Consider the following 14,713-nt stretch of genomic DNA (forward strand, 5'->3'; position numbering starts at 1 on the left):
GGCGCCCGGGTCGCCGAAAGGCCCGGCCGCGCAGCGAGTACCTCCCCCGCAGCTCACAAACCCGGCCGCGAACCCGCGCCGCCGAAGAGCAGGGCCGTCCCGTGGGCGCGCTTGAAGTACAGGTGGGCGTCGTGTTCCCAGGTGATCGCGATGCCGCCGTGGAGCTGGATCATCTCGGCCGCCGCGTGGGTGAACGCCTCGCCGCACACCAGCTCGGCGGTCTCGACCGCCTCGGCGTCGCCGTCCACCAGGGCCGCGTAGAGCGCCGAGCGGGCCGCTTCGACGTGGACGTGCACGTCGGCCATCCGGTGCTTCAACGCCTGGAACGATCCGATCGGGCGGCCGAACTGGCGGCGCTGCTTGGTGTATTCGACCGTCAGCTCCAACGCCCGCACGGCCGCCCCGGTCTGCTCCGCGGCGACGGCGACCGCCGCCGTGTCCCGCAGCCGCGGGAGCTGCTCGGCGAACCCGCCGGTGTCGAGGCGGCGGGCCGGGGTCGCCGCGCACTCGACGACCGCGAGCCGGCGGCCCGGGTCGAGGCTCGTCACGCGCGAGCGGCGCACCCCTTCGAGCGGGACCTCGAACAGGCCCACGCCGTCGTCCGTGCGGGCCACCGCGAGCAGGACGTCGGCGAGGTCGCCGTCCAGGACGTAGTGCGCGCGGCCCTCGAGGGCGCCGGCCGACGAACGCAGGGCCGGCGGCCCCGGTCCGTCCACATCGGACCAGGCCAGCGCCGCCAATGTGGTGCCCGCGGCGATGCCCGGCAGCAGCCGCTCGCAGGCCTCGTCGTTCCCCGTGCGCAGCAAAGCCCCGCCGCACAGCACCGCCGAGCCCAGCATCGGGGCGGGGGTCAGCGTCCGGCCGAGTTCGGCCAGCACGACGCACGCCTCGGCGAGCCCGGCACCCGCGCCGCCGTAGCGCTCCGGGATCGCCAGCGCGGCGACGCCGATCTGCTCGCAGAGCGTCGACCACAGCTTGTCGTCGTAGCCCAGCGGCGAGGCCATCGCGGCCCGCACCGCCTCCGGCCCCGACCGGCGCGTCAGCAGGGCCCGGACGGCGTCCCGCAGCGCCCGGGCTTCGTCGGTCTCCATCGGGTCCGTCATCGCAGCACCCGGGCGCGGTGGAACGACCCGGTGCCCCAGGCCCCGGCCAGCGCCCGCACCTTCGTCAGCCGGAGGCCGAGGTCGTGCTCGGCCGTGTAGCCGATGGCGCCGTGCACCTGCAGGGCGGTCCGCGCGGCGAGGAGAGCGGCGTCCCCGGCCAGCACCTTCGCCGCGGAGACGTCCCGGGCGAAGGTCCCGCCGGCGACGGCCGCGCCGTAGAGCAGCGGCCGGGCCAGTTCGAGCCGGGTGACGACGTCGGCGAGCAGGTGCTTGACCGCCTGGTACTCGCCGATGGCCCGGCCGTACTGCCGTCGTTGTTTCGCGTACGCCACCGACGTGTCGAGCAGCCACTGCCCCGCCCCGAGCAGCTGGGCGGCCACGGCCAGGACACCGCGGTCGAACGCGGTGCCGCTTCCCCGGCCGGCCGCACCCGGCACCCGGAACAACCGGCGGGGCGGGTCGATCGAGCGCACGGGCCCGGCTTCGGCGGTGAGTTCGGCTCCGGTGAGGTCGAGGACCACGCCCGCGATGTCGGCGTCGAGGGCCAGGGGCACTTCCGGCGGCGCGACGACGGTGGCCACGAGGTCGCCCTCGGCGAGGGCGGCGAGCCGGTCGCGGGTCAGCAGCGCGGGGGCGACCGCCGCGGTCTCCACGAGCGGGCCCGGGACGGCGTGGTAGCCGAGCGCTTCGCAGGCGACCACCAGGTCGGCCGGGCCCGCGCCGAGGCCGCCGTGGTCCTGGTCCACCAGCAGCGCGAAGACCCCGAGGTCGGCGAGCGCGCGCCAGAGCTTGAGGCCGCGGTCGTGCTCCCCCGCCGCCCAGGCCCGGGCGGCGGCCGCGGTGCCCGCCCCGCCCAGCAGGTCGTGCAGCGTCGCGGCGAACTGCCGTTGCTCCGGCGAGAGCTGGAACTTCATCGGCGAGCCTCCCTCGGCAGGCCCAGCAGGCGTTCGGCGATGGTGTTGCGCTGGATCTGGTCGGTGCCGCCGTAGATCGGGCCGGCGAGGGAGAACAGGTAGCCGTTCACCCAGGCCTGGTCGGTTTCCGCGGCCGGACCGAGCACGTCGAGCGCGGTTTCGTGCAGCTCGACGTCCAGGTGGGACCAGAACAGCTTGTTCACGCTCGACTCCGGCCCCAGTTCTCCGCCGTCCTGAAGGCGGCTGACCGTGCCGAACGTGTAGAGCTGGTACGCCCGCGCGCCGATCCACGCATCCGCCACCCTGTCCCGGGTGGACGGCGGCTCGCCGCTCGAACGCCAGAGCTGCACGAGCCGGTCGGCCGCGGCGAGGAACCGGCCGGGGCTGCGCAACGAGAGGCCGCGTTCGTTGTTGGCCGTCGTCATGGCGACCCGCCAGCCCTGCCCCACCTCGCCGATCACGTCCTCGTCGGGCACGAACACGGCGTCGAAGAAGATCTCCGCGAACCCGGGCTCACCGTCCAGCTGCGGAATCGGCCGGACCGTCACCCCCTCGGCCCGCAGGTCGGCCATGAAGTAGGTCAACCCGTGGTGGCGCTGGGCTTCCGGGTCGGTCCGGAACAGCCCGAACGCGCAATCGGCGAAGGCGGCCCGGGAGCTCCACGTCTTCTGCCCCGACAGCAGCCAGCCGCCGTCGGTGCGCACCGCGGTGCTGCGCAACGCGGCGATGTCGCTGCCCGCCTCGGGCTCGGACCAGGCCTGCGCCCACACCTGCTCGCCCGTGGCCATCGCGGGCAGGATCCGGTCGCGCTGCTCCCGGGTGCCGTGCGCGAACAACGTCGGCCCCAGCATGAAGATCCCGTTCTGCGACACCCGCCCCGGCGCCCCGGACGCGTAGTACTCCTCCTCGAACAACAGCCACTGCAGCATCGAGGCGTCCCGGCCGTGGTACTCCCGCGGCCACGACACGACCGACCAGCGGGCCTCGGCCAGCTCGGCCTCCCACTCCCGGTGCGCCGCGAACCCTTCCGCGGTGTCCATCGACGGCAGCGAACGGACGTGGGAAGCGAGCCACTCCCGGGCTTCGTCACGGAAGGCGGCCGAGGCCTCGTCGATGTCGAGGTCCATCACGCCCCCTTGTTCGCGTCACGCATCGACCGCGCCGACTGACCACCCAGCGCATCCTCCGAGGTCTCCGCGTTGTGGGCGTGCGCCAGGTGGTGCAGCCCGAACACCGAGTCCATCCCGGACCGCATCCCCATCAGGTCCTCGGCCTGGTTGACGGCCTTCTTGGCCAGGGCCAGCCCGAACTGCGGCATACCGCTGATCTTTTCGGCGAGTTCGAGGGTGCGCTCCTCCAGCTCGGCGCGCGGGACGATCCGGGTGACCATCCCCCATTCCTTGGCCTGCTGAACGGTGAACCGCTCGCCGGTGAAGAGAACCTCCTTGGCCGCGCGGGGCCCGAGCACCCAAGGGTGGGCGAAGTACTCGACGCCCGGGATGCCCATCCGCACCACCGGGTCGGCGAAGAACGCGTCGTCGGAAGCCACGATCAGATCGCAGACCCAGGCCAGCATCAGCCCACCGGCGATGCACGCGCCCTGGACACTGGCGATCATCGGCTTCGGGATCTCCCGCCACCGGCGGCACATCCCCAGGTACACCTCGGACTCGCGGGCGAACCGCTGGTCACCGCCGGCCTTGTCGGTGTGGTCCCACCACAGCACCGCCCGCCGGTCGAAGGGGACGTCCACATCCCGGCCCGGCGTGCCGATGTCGTGCCCGGCCGAGAAGTGTTTCCCCGCCCCGGCCAGGACGATCACCTTCACCTCGGGATCGTTCACCGCGTCGGTGAAGGCGTCGTCGAGGGCGTAGGTCATCGCCGAGTTCTGGGCGTTGCGGTACTCCGGCCGGTTCATCGTCACCACCGCGACCGGCCCCCGCCGCTGCGACCGGACCACCGTTTCACTCATGCCTTCTCCTCGGTCAGCAGCCGCTTCAGCACCTTGCCGGAAGCGTTGCGGGGCAGTTCGCCGACGAACGCCACGAACTTCGGGTTCTTGTAGTTGGCCAGGCGCTCGCGGCAGAAGGCGAGCACCGCCTCTTCGGTCAGCCCGGTGCCGACGACGAAGGCCTTGCCGACCTCGCCCATCCGCTCGTCCGGGACGCCGACCACGGCGACGTCCCGGACACCGGGCAGCTCGGTCAGCGCGCTCTCGACCTCGGCCGGGTAGACGTTGAAGCCGCCGCAGATGTACATGTCCTTGAGCCGGCCGGTGATGGTGAGGTTGCCGTCGGCGTCGAGTTCGCCGACGTCTCCGGTGTGCAGCCAGCCCTGCTCGTCGATCGCCTTGGCCGTCGCCTCGGGGTCGTCGAGGTAGCCGAGCATCACGTTCGGCCCGCGCAGGACGATCTCGCCCGGCGAGCCCTGGATCGCCACTTCGAAGCCCGCGGTCGCCCGGCCGGACGTGCTCGCGATGAGGTCCGCGGAGTCGCCGGGGCGACACATCGTCACCATCACGGCTTCGGTGAGGCCGTAGGCGGTGAGGACGGTTTCGAACCCGAGTTCGGACCACATCCGGCGCACGAGCGACGCCGGTACGCTGGCCGCCCCGGTGACCGCGAGCCGCAGCGACGACAGGTCGCCCTTGCGCGGTTCGTGCAGCAGGGACTGGAAGACCGTCGGCGCGCCCGGCAGCACCGAGATCCGCTCCCGTTCGATCACCTTCAGCGCCTCGCGGACGTCGAACACCGCCTGCGGGACGATCGTCGCGCCGGTCAGCAGGCACACGACGATGCCGGCCTTGTAGCCGAAGCTGTGGAAGAACGGGTTGATCACCAGGTACCGGTCGTCCGCGGTGACCTGGCCGCACTCGGCCCACCCGGCGGCGACGTCGACCGTCTGGCGGTGGGCCGAGAGCACGCCCTTGGAGCGGCCGCTGGTGCCGGAGGTGAAGAGGATGTCGCTGACGTCGTCCGGGCCGACGGCGTCCGCGCGGGCCTCGGCTTCGGCGGGCGGGACGCGCTCGGCCGTGGCGAGGAACTCGTCCCAGCCCAGCGTGCCTTCGACCGGCCGGTGCGGCTCCTGCAGCGGCACCCGGACGACCGTGCCGAGGTCGGGCAGCTCGGTGCCGGTGTCCCGGATGGCGGCGTACCGGTCGGTGCCGAGGAAGTCGGCGGCCACGACGAGCGCCTTCGCCCGGCCGCGGACGAGCAGGTCCACCGTCTCGACGGCGGTGAACCGGGTGTTGACCGGGATCAGGACCGCGCCCGCGTAGAGGGCCCCCAGCGCCGAGACGACCCAGTGGTGGGTGTTGGGCAGGGCGACCGCCACCCGGTCACCGACCTGGATCCCGCCGGCGGCGAACGCCCTCGCGACGGTCTGAACACGTTCCAGAAGCTGGTCGAAGCCGAGCCGTACCGGGCCGTCGACCAAGGCCTCCGCGGACCCGAACTTCGCGGCGGCATCGCGGACGACGGCCGGGATCGTGGTCTGTCCCACCACAGCCTCCTCTGGACCGGCAAAGTAGAACGTGTTCTCATTACCCTAGGTGCCGGACCGGCCCGGCAGCAAGGAGGCGTGCGTGGAACCGTCGGGATTCCGCCGTGAGGTCGCGGGCTGGCTCACCGCCAACCTGACCGGCGAGTTCGCCCGCCTGCGCGGTCTCGGCGGCCCGGGGCGGGAGCACGAGGAGTTCGAGCTGCGCCTGGCGTGGGAGCGCCACCTCGCCGCCGCGGGCTGGACGTGCGTGGGCTGGCCGGTCGAGCACGGCGGCCGCGGCCTGTCCCTGGCCGAGCAGGTCGCCTTCCACGAGGAATACGCCGCCTCGGGAGCGCCCGCGCGGGTCAACCACATCGGCGAGCAGCTGCTCGGCCCGACCCTGATCGCCTTCGGCACCGCCGAGCAGCAAGCCCGGTTCCTGCCCAAGATCGTCGCCGTCGAAGAACTCTGGTGCCAGGGCTACTCCGAACCCGGCGCCGGCTCGGACCTCGCCGCCGTCTCCACCACCGCGGTGCTCCGCGACGGCGAATGGGTGCTCAACGGCCAGAAGATCTGGACCTCACTGGCGCACGTGGCCGACTGGTGCTTCGTCGTCGCCCGCACCGAACCCGGCTCCCGGCGCCACCACGGCCTCTCCTACCTGCTGGTGCCTTTGCGCCAGGACGGCGTCACGATCCGGCCCATCCAGCAGCTCACCGGCACCTCGGAGTTCAACGAAGTCTTCTTCGACGACGCCCGTGCCCCCGCCGGCCACCTCGTCGGCGAGCCGGGCGAGGGCTGGAAGATCGCCATGGCCACCCTCGGCTTCGAACGCGGCGTCTCCACGTTGGGCCAGCAGATCGGGTTCCGCCGCGAGCTGGACGACATCACCGCCGAAGCGAAACGCCTCGGCACCTACGACGATCCGCTGCTGCGCGCCGACCTCACCCGCGCCCGCATCGGCCTGCGCGTCCTGCGCGCCCACGCGTTGCGGACGCTCGGCCGGGCCGCCGGACCGGAGGTCGCCGTCGGGAAGCTCCTGTGGGCGCAGTGGCACCGCGGGCTGGGCGAGCTGGCCATGCGGGCCCGCGGCGCGCGGTCGATGGTCGCCGACGGCACCGAACTCGACGAGTGGCAGCGGCTGTTCCTGTTCACCCGTGCCGACACCATCTACGGCGGCTCCGACGAAATCGAACGCAACATCATCGCCGAGCGCGTCCTCGGCCTACCCCGGGAGGCCCGCCCGTGATCCCCCAGTACCCACCCGGCCACGACCTCCTCCAGGGGAAAGCCGTGGTGGTCACCGCCGCCGCGGGCACCGGCATCGGGTCGGCCGTGGCGAAGCGGTGCCTCGAAGAAGGCGCGAACGTCGTCATCAGCGACTGGCACGAGCGGCGGCTGAAGGAGAAGGCCGCCGAGCTCGGTGACGTCCACGCGATTCCGTGCGACGTCACCCGGGAAGACCAGGTCCAGGCCCTGGTCGACGGCGCGGTGGAGCACTTCGGCCGCGTCGACGTGATGATCAACAACGCCGGGCTCGGCGGCACGAAGTCCGTGCTCGAGATGACCGACGACGAGTGGTCACGCGTCCTGGACATCACGCTGAACGGCACGTTCCGCTGCACCCGGGCGGCCCTGAAGCAGTTCGTCGCCCAAGGCGGCGGCGGGGCGATCGTCAACAACGCCTCGGTGATCGGCTGGCGCGCCCAAGCGGGTCAGGCGCACTACGCCGCCGCGAAAGCCGGAGTCATGGCCCTGACCCGCTGTTCCGCGCTGGACGCGGCCGAGCACGGCGTCCGGATCAACGCGGTCGCGCCCAGCCTCGCCATGCACCCGTTCCTCGCCAAGGTGACCAGCGACGACCTCCTGGAAGACCTCACCAAGCGGGAAGCCTTCGGCCGCGCCGCCGAGCCGTGGGAAGTCGCCAACGTCATGGTCTTCCTCGCCAGCGACTACGCCTCCTACCTCACCGGCGAAGTCGTCTCCGTCAGCAGCCAGCACCCCTAGGGAGTCCCCGTGCCCGAAGCCTTCCTCCTCGACGCGGTCCGCACCCCCGTCGGCCGGCGCGGCGGCGCACTGTCCGGCTGGCACTCCGCGGACCTCGCGGCGCACGTCATCAAGGCCGTCGTCGCCCGCGCCGGCGTCGACCCGGACCTGGTCGACGACGTCGTCCTCGGCTGCACCGACACGCTCGGCCCGCAGGCAGGCAACATCGCCCGCACCGCGTGGCTGGCCGCGGGCTTCCCGGACCACGTGCCCGGCGTGACGGTCGACCGGCAGTGCGGGTCGAGCCAGCAGGCCGTGCACTTCGCCGCCCAGGCGGTCATGTCGGGCACCCAGGACCTGGTGCTGGCCGGTGGTGTGCAGAACATGAGCCGCATCCCGATCAGCGCGGCCATGCTGGCCGGGCGCGAGTACGGCTTCGACGACCCGTTCTCCGGTTCGAAGGGCTGGCAGGAGCGCTACGGCAGTGCCGAAGTGTCGCAGTTCCGCAGCGCCGACATGATCGCCGAGCACTGGGACATCAGCCGTGCGGCCATGGAGGAGTACGCGCTGCGCAGCCACCAGCGGGCGCTGGCCGCGATCGACGAAGGCCGCTTCGACGCGGAAACCGTGCCGGTGGAAGAGTTCCGGCACGACGAAGGCCCGCGCCGCGACACCAGCCTGGAGCGCATGCGCGGCCTGAAGCCGCTGAGCGAGGGCTCACGGCTGACGGCGGCGGTGGCCAGCCAGATCTCCGACGGCGCGAGCGCGGCCCTGCTGGCCTCGGAGGCGTTCGTGCAGGAGCACGGCCTGACGCCGCGGGCGCGCGTCCACCACCTGTCGGTGCGCGCGGCGGACCCGGTGTGGATGCTGACCGGGCCGATCCCGGCCACCGCGCACGCCCTGCGCAAGAGCGGGCTCGACATCGGCGACATCGACCTGTTCGAGGTCAACGAGGCGTTCGCCAGCGTGGTCCTGGCCTGGCTGGACGAGACCGGCGCGGACCCCGGCCGGGTCAACGTGAACGGGGGCGGGATCGCCCTCGGCCACCCGATCGGGGCCACCGGCACCAAGCTCCTCGCCACGCTCCTGCACGAGCTGGAGCGCCGAGGGGGACGTTACGGGCTGCAGACGATGTGCGAAGGCGGCGGCACCGCCAACGTCACCATCATCGAACGGCTGTGACGTCGAACAGCGCTGATCAGCCGAGCGCGCGCAGCTTCGGCAGGACGTCCTCGGAGAACTGGGTCAGGAACCGCTCCTGGTCGTGGCCCGGGCCGTGGAAGACGAGGTGGTTGAGGCCCGCGTCCAGGTACGGCTTGATCTGGGCGACGGCCTCGTCCGGGTCGGAGGCGACGATCCAGCGCTTGGCGACCTGCTCGATCGGCAGCTCGTCGGCCAGCCGCTCCATCTCCTCGGCGCTCGACACCGTGTGCTTCTGCGCCGCCGTCAGCGACAGCGGCGCCCAGAACCGGGTGTTCTCCAGCGCCTTCTCGTGGTCGCGGTCGTAGGACATCTTGATCTCGATCGTCCGGTCGACGTCCTCGACGGTCTTCTCGGCCGCCTCCGCGCCTTCCTTCACCGCCGGCATCAGCTTCTCGGTGTAGAGGTCCATGCCCTTGCCCGAGGTGCAGATGAACCCGTCGCCCGAGCGGCCCGCGTACTTGGCCACCACCGGGCCGCCGGCCGCGATGTACACCGGCACCGGCTGCTCCGGCCGGTCGTAGATCTTGGCGTTGACCAGCTCGTAGTAGTCGCCCTTGAAGTTCACGTTGTCGCTGGTCCACAGCTCGCGGATCAGCTTGATCGACTCGCGCAGCCGGGCGAAGCGCTCCTTGAACTCGGGCCATTCGCGGCCCGAGACGGCGATCTCGTTCAGCGCCTCACCGGTGCCGACGCCGAGGATCACGCGGCCGTTCGACAGCAGCGACATCGTCGCGAACGCCTGCGCGATCACCGCCGGGTTGTACCGGAACGTCGGGGTCAGCACGCTCGTCCCGATCTGCACCCGCTTCGTGCGTTCCGCCACCGCCGGCATCCAGGCCAGCGCCCACGGCGCGTGCCCGCCCTCGTGCCGCCACGGCAGGAAGTGATCGGACACCCACACCGAGTCCAGCCCCACCTCTTCGGCGCGCACCGCGTACTCGACCAGGTCCCGCGGCCCGAACTGCTCCGCAGACGCCTTGTACCCGACCTTCAAACCCACCGTCATCCTCCCGTTTCCCGGCCGAGCCGCCGCAGGATCTCACCTGCCTCGGCCACCGCGCCCTCGACGATCTGCGCCACCGTGGGCAGGTCGTGGATCATGCCCACCACCTGTCCCGACGCTAGCACTCCCGCGTCCGTCCGGCCTTCGACCAGTCCCGCCCGCAGCAGCATCGGGGTGTTGGCCGCCATGACCAGCTGGCTCCACGTCAGATCGTTGCCGTGCTTCATCGCGAAGCCCTCTCGCAGCATCGCAACCGGGGACAGGCCGGTGATATTCCGGAAGCGCAGCGCGTTGCGGGCGGCCTGGGCCAGGCCGCGGATCCGGCCGGTGCGTTCGAGCCGGTCGACCAGCTCGGTGCGCAGCACGCGGTGCGGGAGGCCGTCGACCCGCCTGGTGACGACCGTCCCGGTGAGACCCTGCTCGAGGTAGAGGCGCTTGACCTCGTCGGGGACCGTGCTTTCCTTGCTCAGCAGGAACCGGGTGCCCATCGCGACCCCGGCCGCGCCGTAGGCGAGGGCGGCGGCGAGCCCGCGCCCGTCGAAGAACCCGCCGGCGGCCACGACCGGGATGTCGACCGTGTCGAGCACCGAGGGCAGCAGCAGCGTGGTGGCCACGCCCCCGGTGTGCCCGCCGCCCTCGCCGCCCTGGACGATGACGGCGTCCGCGCCCCAGGCGGCGACCTTCTCCGCGTGCCGGGCGGCCCCGACCGACGGGATGACCACGATCCCGTGGTCCCGCAGCTTCGCGATCATCTCCTTCCGCGGGGCGAGTGCGAAGGATGCGACCTTCACGCCTTCGCGGATCAGCAGGTCGACGCGTTCGCCGGCGTCGGCCGCGTCGGCACGGAGGTTCACCCCGAACGGCTTCTCCGTCCGCTTCTTGACCTCGGTGATCGCCGCTTCCAGCTCGCCGAAGGTCATCGTGGCCGACGCCAGGATGCCGAGCGCCCCGGCTTCCGCGGTGGCCGAGACCAGCCGCGGCCCGGCGACCCAGCCCATCCCGGTCTGCACGACCGGGTGCTCGACCCCGGCCAGCCGGGTGAGTGCGGTCTTCACGCCGGAACTTCCTTGTCCCGCAGGGTCTTCGGGTCGAGCACCGCGCGGATCAGCCGCAGCTCTTCGCCGGTCGGCTCCCGGCTGGTCCCGGTACCGGTGAAGTCGATCTCGAACGCCGTCGCCGCCACGACGTCCTCGCGGGTGACGCCCGGGTGCAGCGACACCGCCCGCATCGCGTGGTCCGGGCCGCCGAAGTCGAACACGCCGAGGTTCGACACGACCCGGTGCACGTCGTGGTACTTCTGCGCGGACGCGCCGGCCTTGGCCGCGTTGTCGTAGCCGACCCCCGACACGACGTCCACGCTCTCGACGAAGACCCGGGCGCTGTGCCGGGGCACCCAGTAGCTCGTGCGGTGGTTGATCGTGTTGCCGGGCGCGCCACGGACCCCGAGGAGCTGCTTGGCCGGGCGGGCGTGGTCGCCGATGGCGGAGATGTTCTGGTTGCCGTACCGGTCGATCTGGTTGGCGCCCATGAGCACGTGCCGCCGCCCGTGCGGGACGATCGTGTCGAGCATCTTGCGGAACGGCTGCCACCCCTCGACCACGCCGTCCGTGGTGACCAGGTGGGCCTCGCCGTCGGACAGCAGCAGGTCCGGCTCGAAGGTCAGCCGCGCGAGCTTCGCGCCGAGCTGCGGGATGAAGCCCATCGGGCTGGCCAGGATCTCGCCGTCGCCGCGGAACAGCTCGGCCACCGCCACCACGGCGATCTCGGCCCGGGTCGCGCTCATGCCGCCTCCGCCTCGAACTTGTCCACTTCGGACAGGTACTGCTCCTCGCCGCCGGACAGGAACCGGTCCACGAACCCGGGCCACGCCTCGAGGTCCTTGGCACAGGCCGCGTAGTGCCGCTGGAACCGCTCGTCCCGCCCGTAGTCCGGCACCGCCGTCGTGAAGTGCGCTCCCCGCGGGGACTCGACGACGCCGTCGACGCTGCCCCGGTTGAGCAGCAGCGACTGCACCGGCCCGCCGGCCAGCAGCTCGTCCGTGTCGACGACCTTTTCCACCGACACGAAACACCGCTCGGCGGCCAGGCCGAACAGCTCGTCGAAGTACGGGTCCGGGCCGAGGTACTGGGCGTTGCCGCGGGCGTCCGCGCGGTTGAGGTGCACGAGCGCCACATCGAGGTGCTGTGCCGGGACCGCGACGAGCTCCTCGCCGTCGTCGTACGGCGAACGCACGGTGCGCAGGTGCGGGTTGGCGCGCATGACTTCGGAGCCGAGCCCGGCGCGCGTCGGCAGGAACGGCAGCCGCTGCATCGCCGCCGACAGCGCCGTGCCGAACATGCCCTCGTCGTACTCGGTGACCTCGATCGCGCCGGTCTCGCGGGCGCGGCCGAACCACGGGTCGTACGGGATCGAATCCAGCGTCACGAACCCGAACACGACCCGCTTCACCTTGCCGGCCGCGCAGAGCAGGCCGACGTCCGGCCCGCCGTAGGAGACGACGGTGAGGTCCCGCACCGGGGTGCGCAGGATCGCCCGGACCAGGGCCATCGGCTTGCGCCGGGAACCCCACCCGCCGATCCCGACGGTCATGCCGTCCTTCAGCTCGGCCGCCACCTCGTCGGCGGTCGTGCGCTTATCGGCCATTCAAGAACTCCTCGCGAGCCTCGTCGGACGCCCCGAGCAGGTTCAGTTCGAAGGTGAAGCCCTGCTCGAAGCGGTAGCTGCGGTGCACCTGCTGGGTGTCGATGCCGTTCAGGGCCTCCTTCGCCGCCCGGATCACCCGCGGGTCCTTGGCCGCGATGTCCCGGGCGATCTCCAGGGCCGTTCCGTCGAGTTCCGCGCGCGGCACGACCCGGTACACCGAGCCGTGCGCGTGCAGCTCGGCGGCGGTGATCTTCCGGGCGGTGAAGTACAAGGTGCGCATCAGGTGCTGCGGCACCAGCCGCGCGAGGTGCGTCGCCGCGCCCAGCGCACCCCGCTCGACTTCCGGCACGCCGAAGGTCGCGTCTTCCGAGGCGATGATCACGTCCGCGTTGCCGACCAGGCCGATCCCGCCGCCCAGGCAGAACCCGTGCACCGCGGCGACCACCGGGACCTCGCAGTCGTAGACGGCGCCGAACGCGGCATAACAGCCCCGGTTGGCGCCGACAAGCGCGTCGTAGCCCTCGCTGCGCTGGATCTCCTTGATGTCCACGCCCGCGTTGAAGCCCCGGCCCTCGGCGCGGAGGATCACCACGTGCACCTCGGGGTCCCGGCCCGCCTGCGTGATCGCGTCGGCCAGGTCGAACCAGCCCCGCACCGGCAGCGCGTTCACCGGGGGGAAGTCGACCGTGACGACCTCGACGTGGCCGTCCCGCTTGGTCAGGATGCCCATCAGCTCGCTCCGTACACGGGTTCGGGCTCGGGCGCCTGCTCGAGCAGCTCCTTGACCACCGGGCCGAGCTCGGCCGGGTCCCAGCGCTCGCCCTTGTCCACGACCGGGCCGTGCCGCCAGGCCTGCGCCAGCGAGACCTTCCCGCCCTCGACCTCGAACACCCGGCCGGTGACGTGGCCGGATTCCTCGCTGCCCAGCCACACCACCAGTGGCGACACGTTCTCCGGCGCCATCGCGTCGAAACCGGTGTCCGGCCGGGCCATCGACGCGAACACCGCCTCGGTCATCCGCGTCCGCGCCGCGGGCGCGATCGCGTTCACCGTGATGCCGTAGCGAGCCAGCTCGGCCGCCGCGACCACCGTCAGCCCGGCGATCCCCGCCTTCGCGGCCGAATAGTTGCCCTGTCCCACGCTGCCGAGCAGCCCGGCACCGGAACTGGTGTTGATCACCCGGGCCTGCGGCGGGCGCCCGGCCTTCGCTTCCGCCCGCCAGTGCTCGGCCGCGTGCCGAAGCGGCGCGAAATGGCCCTTGAGGTGGACCCGGACCACCGCGTCCCACTCGTCCTCGCCGAGGTTGACCAGCATCCGGTCGCGGACGAAACCCGCGTTGTTGACCAGCACGTCCAGGCGCCCGAACCGCTCGATCGCGGTGCCGACCAGCTCCTTCGCACCGGCCCAGTCGGCCACGTCCGAGGAGTTCGCCACCGCCCGCTCCCCGACGGCCTCGGCGACTTCCGCGGCCGCGTCGGCGTCCACGTCGTTCACCACCACGGACGCGCCCTCGGCCGCGAACGCCAGCGCGTGCGCCCGCCCGATGCCCCGCCCGGCACCGGTCACCACGACCACCCGGTCCTGGCACAACCCGCTCACGAATCCTCCCGATGGTTGACGTCGGCCGCGGCGAGGAACGCCGGGACCTCTCCTCCGCCGTGCACGCGCAACGTCGCGCCGGAAACGTAGGAAGCCAGGCCGGAGGCCAGGAACGCGGCGCAGTGCCCGATTTCCGCCGGCTCGGCGAGCCTGCCGAGCGGGACGGTCTTCCCGACCGCCTCGACCGCCGCCTCGCTCCCGTAGTGCAGGTGCGCCTGTTCCGTCCGCACCATCCCCACGTCGAGCGCGTTCACCCGCACCTTCGGCGCCCACTCCACGGCGAGGCTCGCGGTCAGGTTGTCCAGCCCGGCCTTGGCGGCGCCGTAAGCCGCCGTCCCCGGCGACGGCCGGGTCCCGCTCACGCTGGAGATCATCACGATCGAACCGCCGGAGTCCTGCCGCTGCATCACCGCGTTCGCGTGCTGCGCGACCAGCAGCGGCGCCAGCAGGTTGAGCTGCACCACCTTCTCGTGCAGCCGCGGCGACGCCTCGGCCGCCGGCACGTACGGCGCCCCGCCCGCGTTGTTGACCACGACGTCGAGCCGGCCGTGCCGCTGGGCGATCCCGTCGACCAGCGCCGCGACCTGCGTCTCCTCGCGCACGTCGCACGTGACGAACTCCGCCTCCGTGGGCGCCTCCCGCCGCGCGCAGACCACGACGTGGGCGCCGTGGGCGAGGAACACCTCGGCGATGCCCCGGCCGACGCCGCGGACGCCTCCGGTGACCAGGACCACCGTCCCGGCCAGGCCCAGCTCCGTCTTCACCGGCACACCACCTTCCGT

Annotated in this window: 15 protein-coding genes; 3 read left to right on the plus strand and 12 right to left on the minus strand. The window is 72.3% G+C overall.

The genetic code is table 11. The features are described from left to right. Nucleotides 1-53: 53 nt before the first annotated feature. The 5 genes from ACWEGE_RS32350 to ACWEGE_RS32370 are packed head-to-tail and all read right to left on the minus strand — an operon-like array spanning nucleotide 54 to nucleotide 5,518. Entirely contained in the window at nucleotides 54-1,103 is a 1,050-nt protein-coding gene (locus ACWEGE_RS32350; protein ID WP_449664244.1) for an acyl-CoA dehydrogenase family protein, read from the minus strand. Beyond that, on the minus strand, nucleotides 1,100-2,017 hold the full coding sequence (locus ACWEGE_RS32355) for an acyl-CoA dehydrogenase family protein (protein ID WP_449664245.1): 918 nt from the start codon (nucleotides 2,015-2,017) through the stop codon (nucleotides 1,100-1,102). The genes ACWEGE_RS32350 and ACWEGE_RS32355 overlap by 4 nt, the downstream gene beginning before the upstream one ends. Further along, entirely contained in the window at nucleotides 2,014-3,144 is a 1,131-nt protein-coding gene (locus ACWEGE_RS32360; protein ID WP_449664246.1) for an acyl-CoA dehydrogenase family protein, read from the minus strand. The genes ACWEGE_RS32355 and ACWEGE_RS32360 overlap by 4 nt, the downstream gene beginning before the upstream one ends. Beyond that, nucleotides 3,144-3,989: an enoyl-CoA hydratase gene (locus ACWEGE_RS32365; protein ID WP_449664247.1), complete on the minus strand. Its 846-nt coding sequence runs from the start codon at nucleotides 3,987-3,989 to the stop codon at nucleotides 3,144-3,146. The genes ACWEGE_RS32360 and ACWEGE_RS32365 overlap by 1 nt, the downstream gene beginning before the upstream one ends. After that, entirely contained in the window at nucleotides 3,986-5,518 is a 1,533-nt protein-coding gene (locus ACWEGE_RS32370; protein WP_449664248.1) for a FadD3 family acyl-CoA ligase, read from the minus strand. The genes ACWEGE_RS32365 and ACWEGE_RS32370 overlap by 4 nt, the downstream gene beginning before the upstream one ends. 82 nt (nucleotides 5,519-5,600) lie before the next feature. On the opposite strand from ACWEGE_RS32370, the gene ACWEGE_RS32375 reads away from it, so the two are divergent. The 3 genes from ACWEGE_RS32375 to ACWEGE_RS32385 are packed head-to-tail and all read left to right on the plus strand — an operon-like array spanning nucleotide 5,601 to nucleotide 8,665. Further along, the gene (locus tag ACWEGE_RS32375; RefSeq protein ID WP_449664249.1) at nucleotides 5,601-6,746 is read left to right on the plus strand and encodes an acyl-CoA dehydrogenase family protein; all 1,146 of its coding nucleotides are present in this window, start codon (nucleotides 5,601-5,603) and stop codon (nucleotides 6,744-6,746) included. Further along, nucleotides 6,743-7,504: an SDR family oxidoreductase gene (locus ACWEGE_RS32380; protein ID WP_449664250.1), complete on the plus strand. Its 762-nt coding sequence runs from the start codon at nucleotides 6,743-6,745 to the stop codon at nucleotides 7,502-7,504. Before ACWEGE_RS32375 ends, ACWEGE_RS32380 begins: the two co-directional genes overlap by 4 nt. Nucleotides 7,505-7,513: 9 nt before the next feature. Further along, entirely contained in the window at nucleotides 7,514-8,665 is a 1,152-nt protein-coding gene (locus ACWEGE_RS32385) for an acetyl-CoA C-acetyltransferase (protein WP_449664251.1), read from the plus strand. Between the two features lie 16 nt (nucleotides 8,666-8,681). On the opposite strand, the gene fgd is transcribed toward ACWEGE_RS32385, so the two are convergent. From fgd to ACWEGE_RS32420, 7 genes are read right to left on the minus strand one after another with little or no spacing between them, the layout of a single operon-like run. Then, nucleotides 8,682-9,686 (minus strand): glucose-6-phosphate dehydrogenase (coenzyme-F420), encoded by a 1,005-nt coding sequence (gene fgd, locus ACWEGE_RS32390; RefSeq protein WP_449664356.1) that lies wholly within the window; start codon nucleotides 9,684-9,686, stop codon nucleotides 8,682-8,684. A gap of 2 nt (nucleotides 9,687-9,688) precedes the next feature. Then, nucleotides 9,689-10,744, minus strand: coding sequence for an NAD(P)H-dependent flavin oxidoreductase (locus ACWEGE_RS32395; protein WP_449664252.1), 1,056 nt, complete (start codon nucleotides 10,742-10,744; stop codon nucleotides 9,689-9,691). Continuing rightward, nucleotides 10,741-11,472: a CoA-transferase subunit beta gene (locus ACWEGE_RS32400; protein ID WP_449664253.1), complete on the minus strand. Its 732-nt coding sequence runs from the start codon at nucleotides 11,470-11,472 to the stop codon at nucleotides 10,741-10,743. The genes ACWEGE_RS32395 and ACWEGE_RS32400 overlap by 4 nt, the downstream gene beginning before the upstream one ends. Further along, a complete protein-coding gene (locus ACWEGE_RS32405; protein WP_449664254.1) occupies nucleotides 11,469-12,332 on the minus strand; it encodes a CoA transferase subunit A in 864 nt (287 codons plus the stop codon). Before ACWEGE_RS32405 ends, ACWEGE_RS32400 begins: the two co-directional genes overlap by 4 nt. Beyond that, entirely contained in the window at nucleotides 12,322-13,062 is a 741-nt protein-coding gene (locus tag ACWEGE_RS32410) for an enoyl-CoA hydratase family protein (RefSeq protein ID WP_449664255.1), read from the minus strand. The genes ACWEGE_RS32405 and ACWEGE_RS32410 overlap by 11 nt, the downstream gene beginning before the upstream one ends. Further along, nucleotides 13,062-13,931 (minus strand): SDR family oxidoreductase, encoded by an 870-nt coding sequence (locus ACWEGE_RS32415; RefSeq protein ID WP_449664256.1) that lies wholly within the window; start codon nucleotides 13,929-13,931, stop codon nucleotides 13,062-13,064. The genes ACWEGE_RS32410 and ACWEGE_RS32415 overlap by 1 nt, the downstream gene beginning before the upstream one ends. Further along, on the minus strand, nucleotides 13,928-14,695 hold the full coding sequence (locus tag ACWEGE_RS32420) for an SDR family oxidoreductase (RefSeq protein WP_449664257.1): 768 nt from the start codon (nucleotides 14,693-14,695) through the stop codon (nucleotides 13,928-13,930). The genes ACWEGE_RS32415 and ACWEGE_RS32420 overlap by 4 nt, the downstream gene beginning before the upstream one ends. Nucleotides 14,696-14,713: the final 18 nt, after the last annotated feature.

Source organism: Amycolatopsis sp. NPDC004747 (assembly GCF_053601335.1).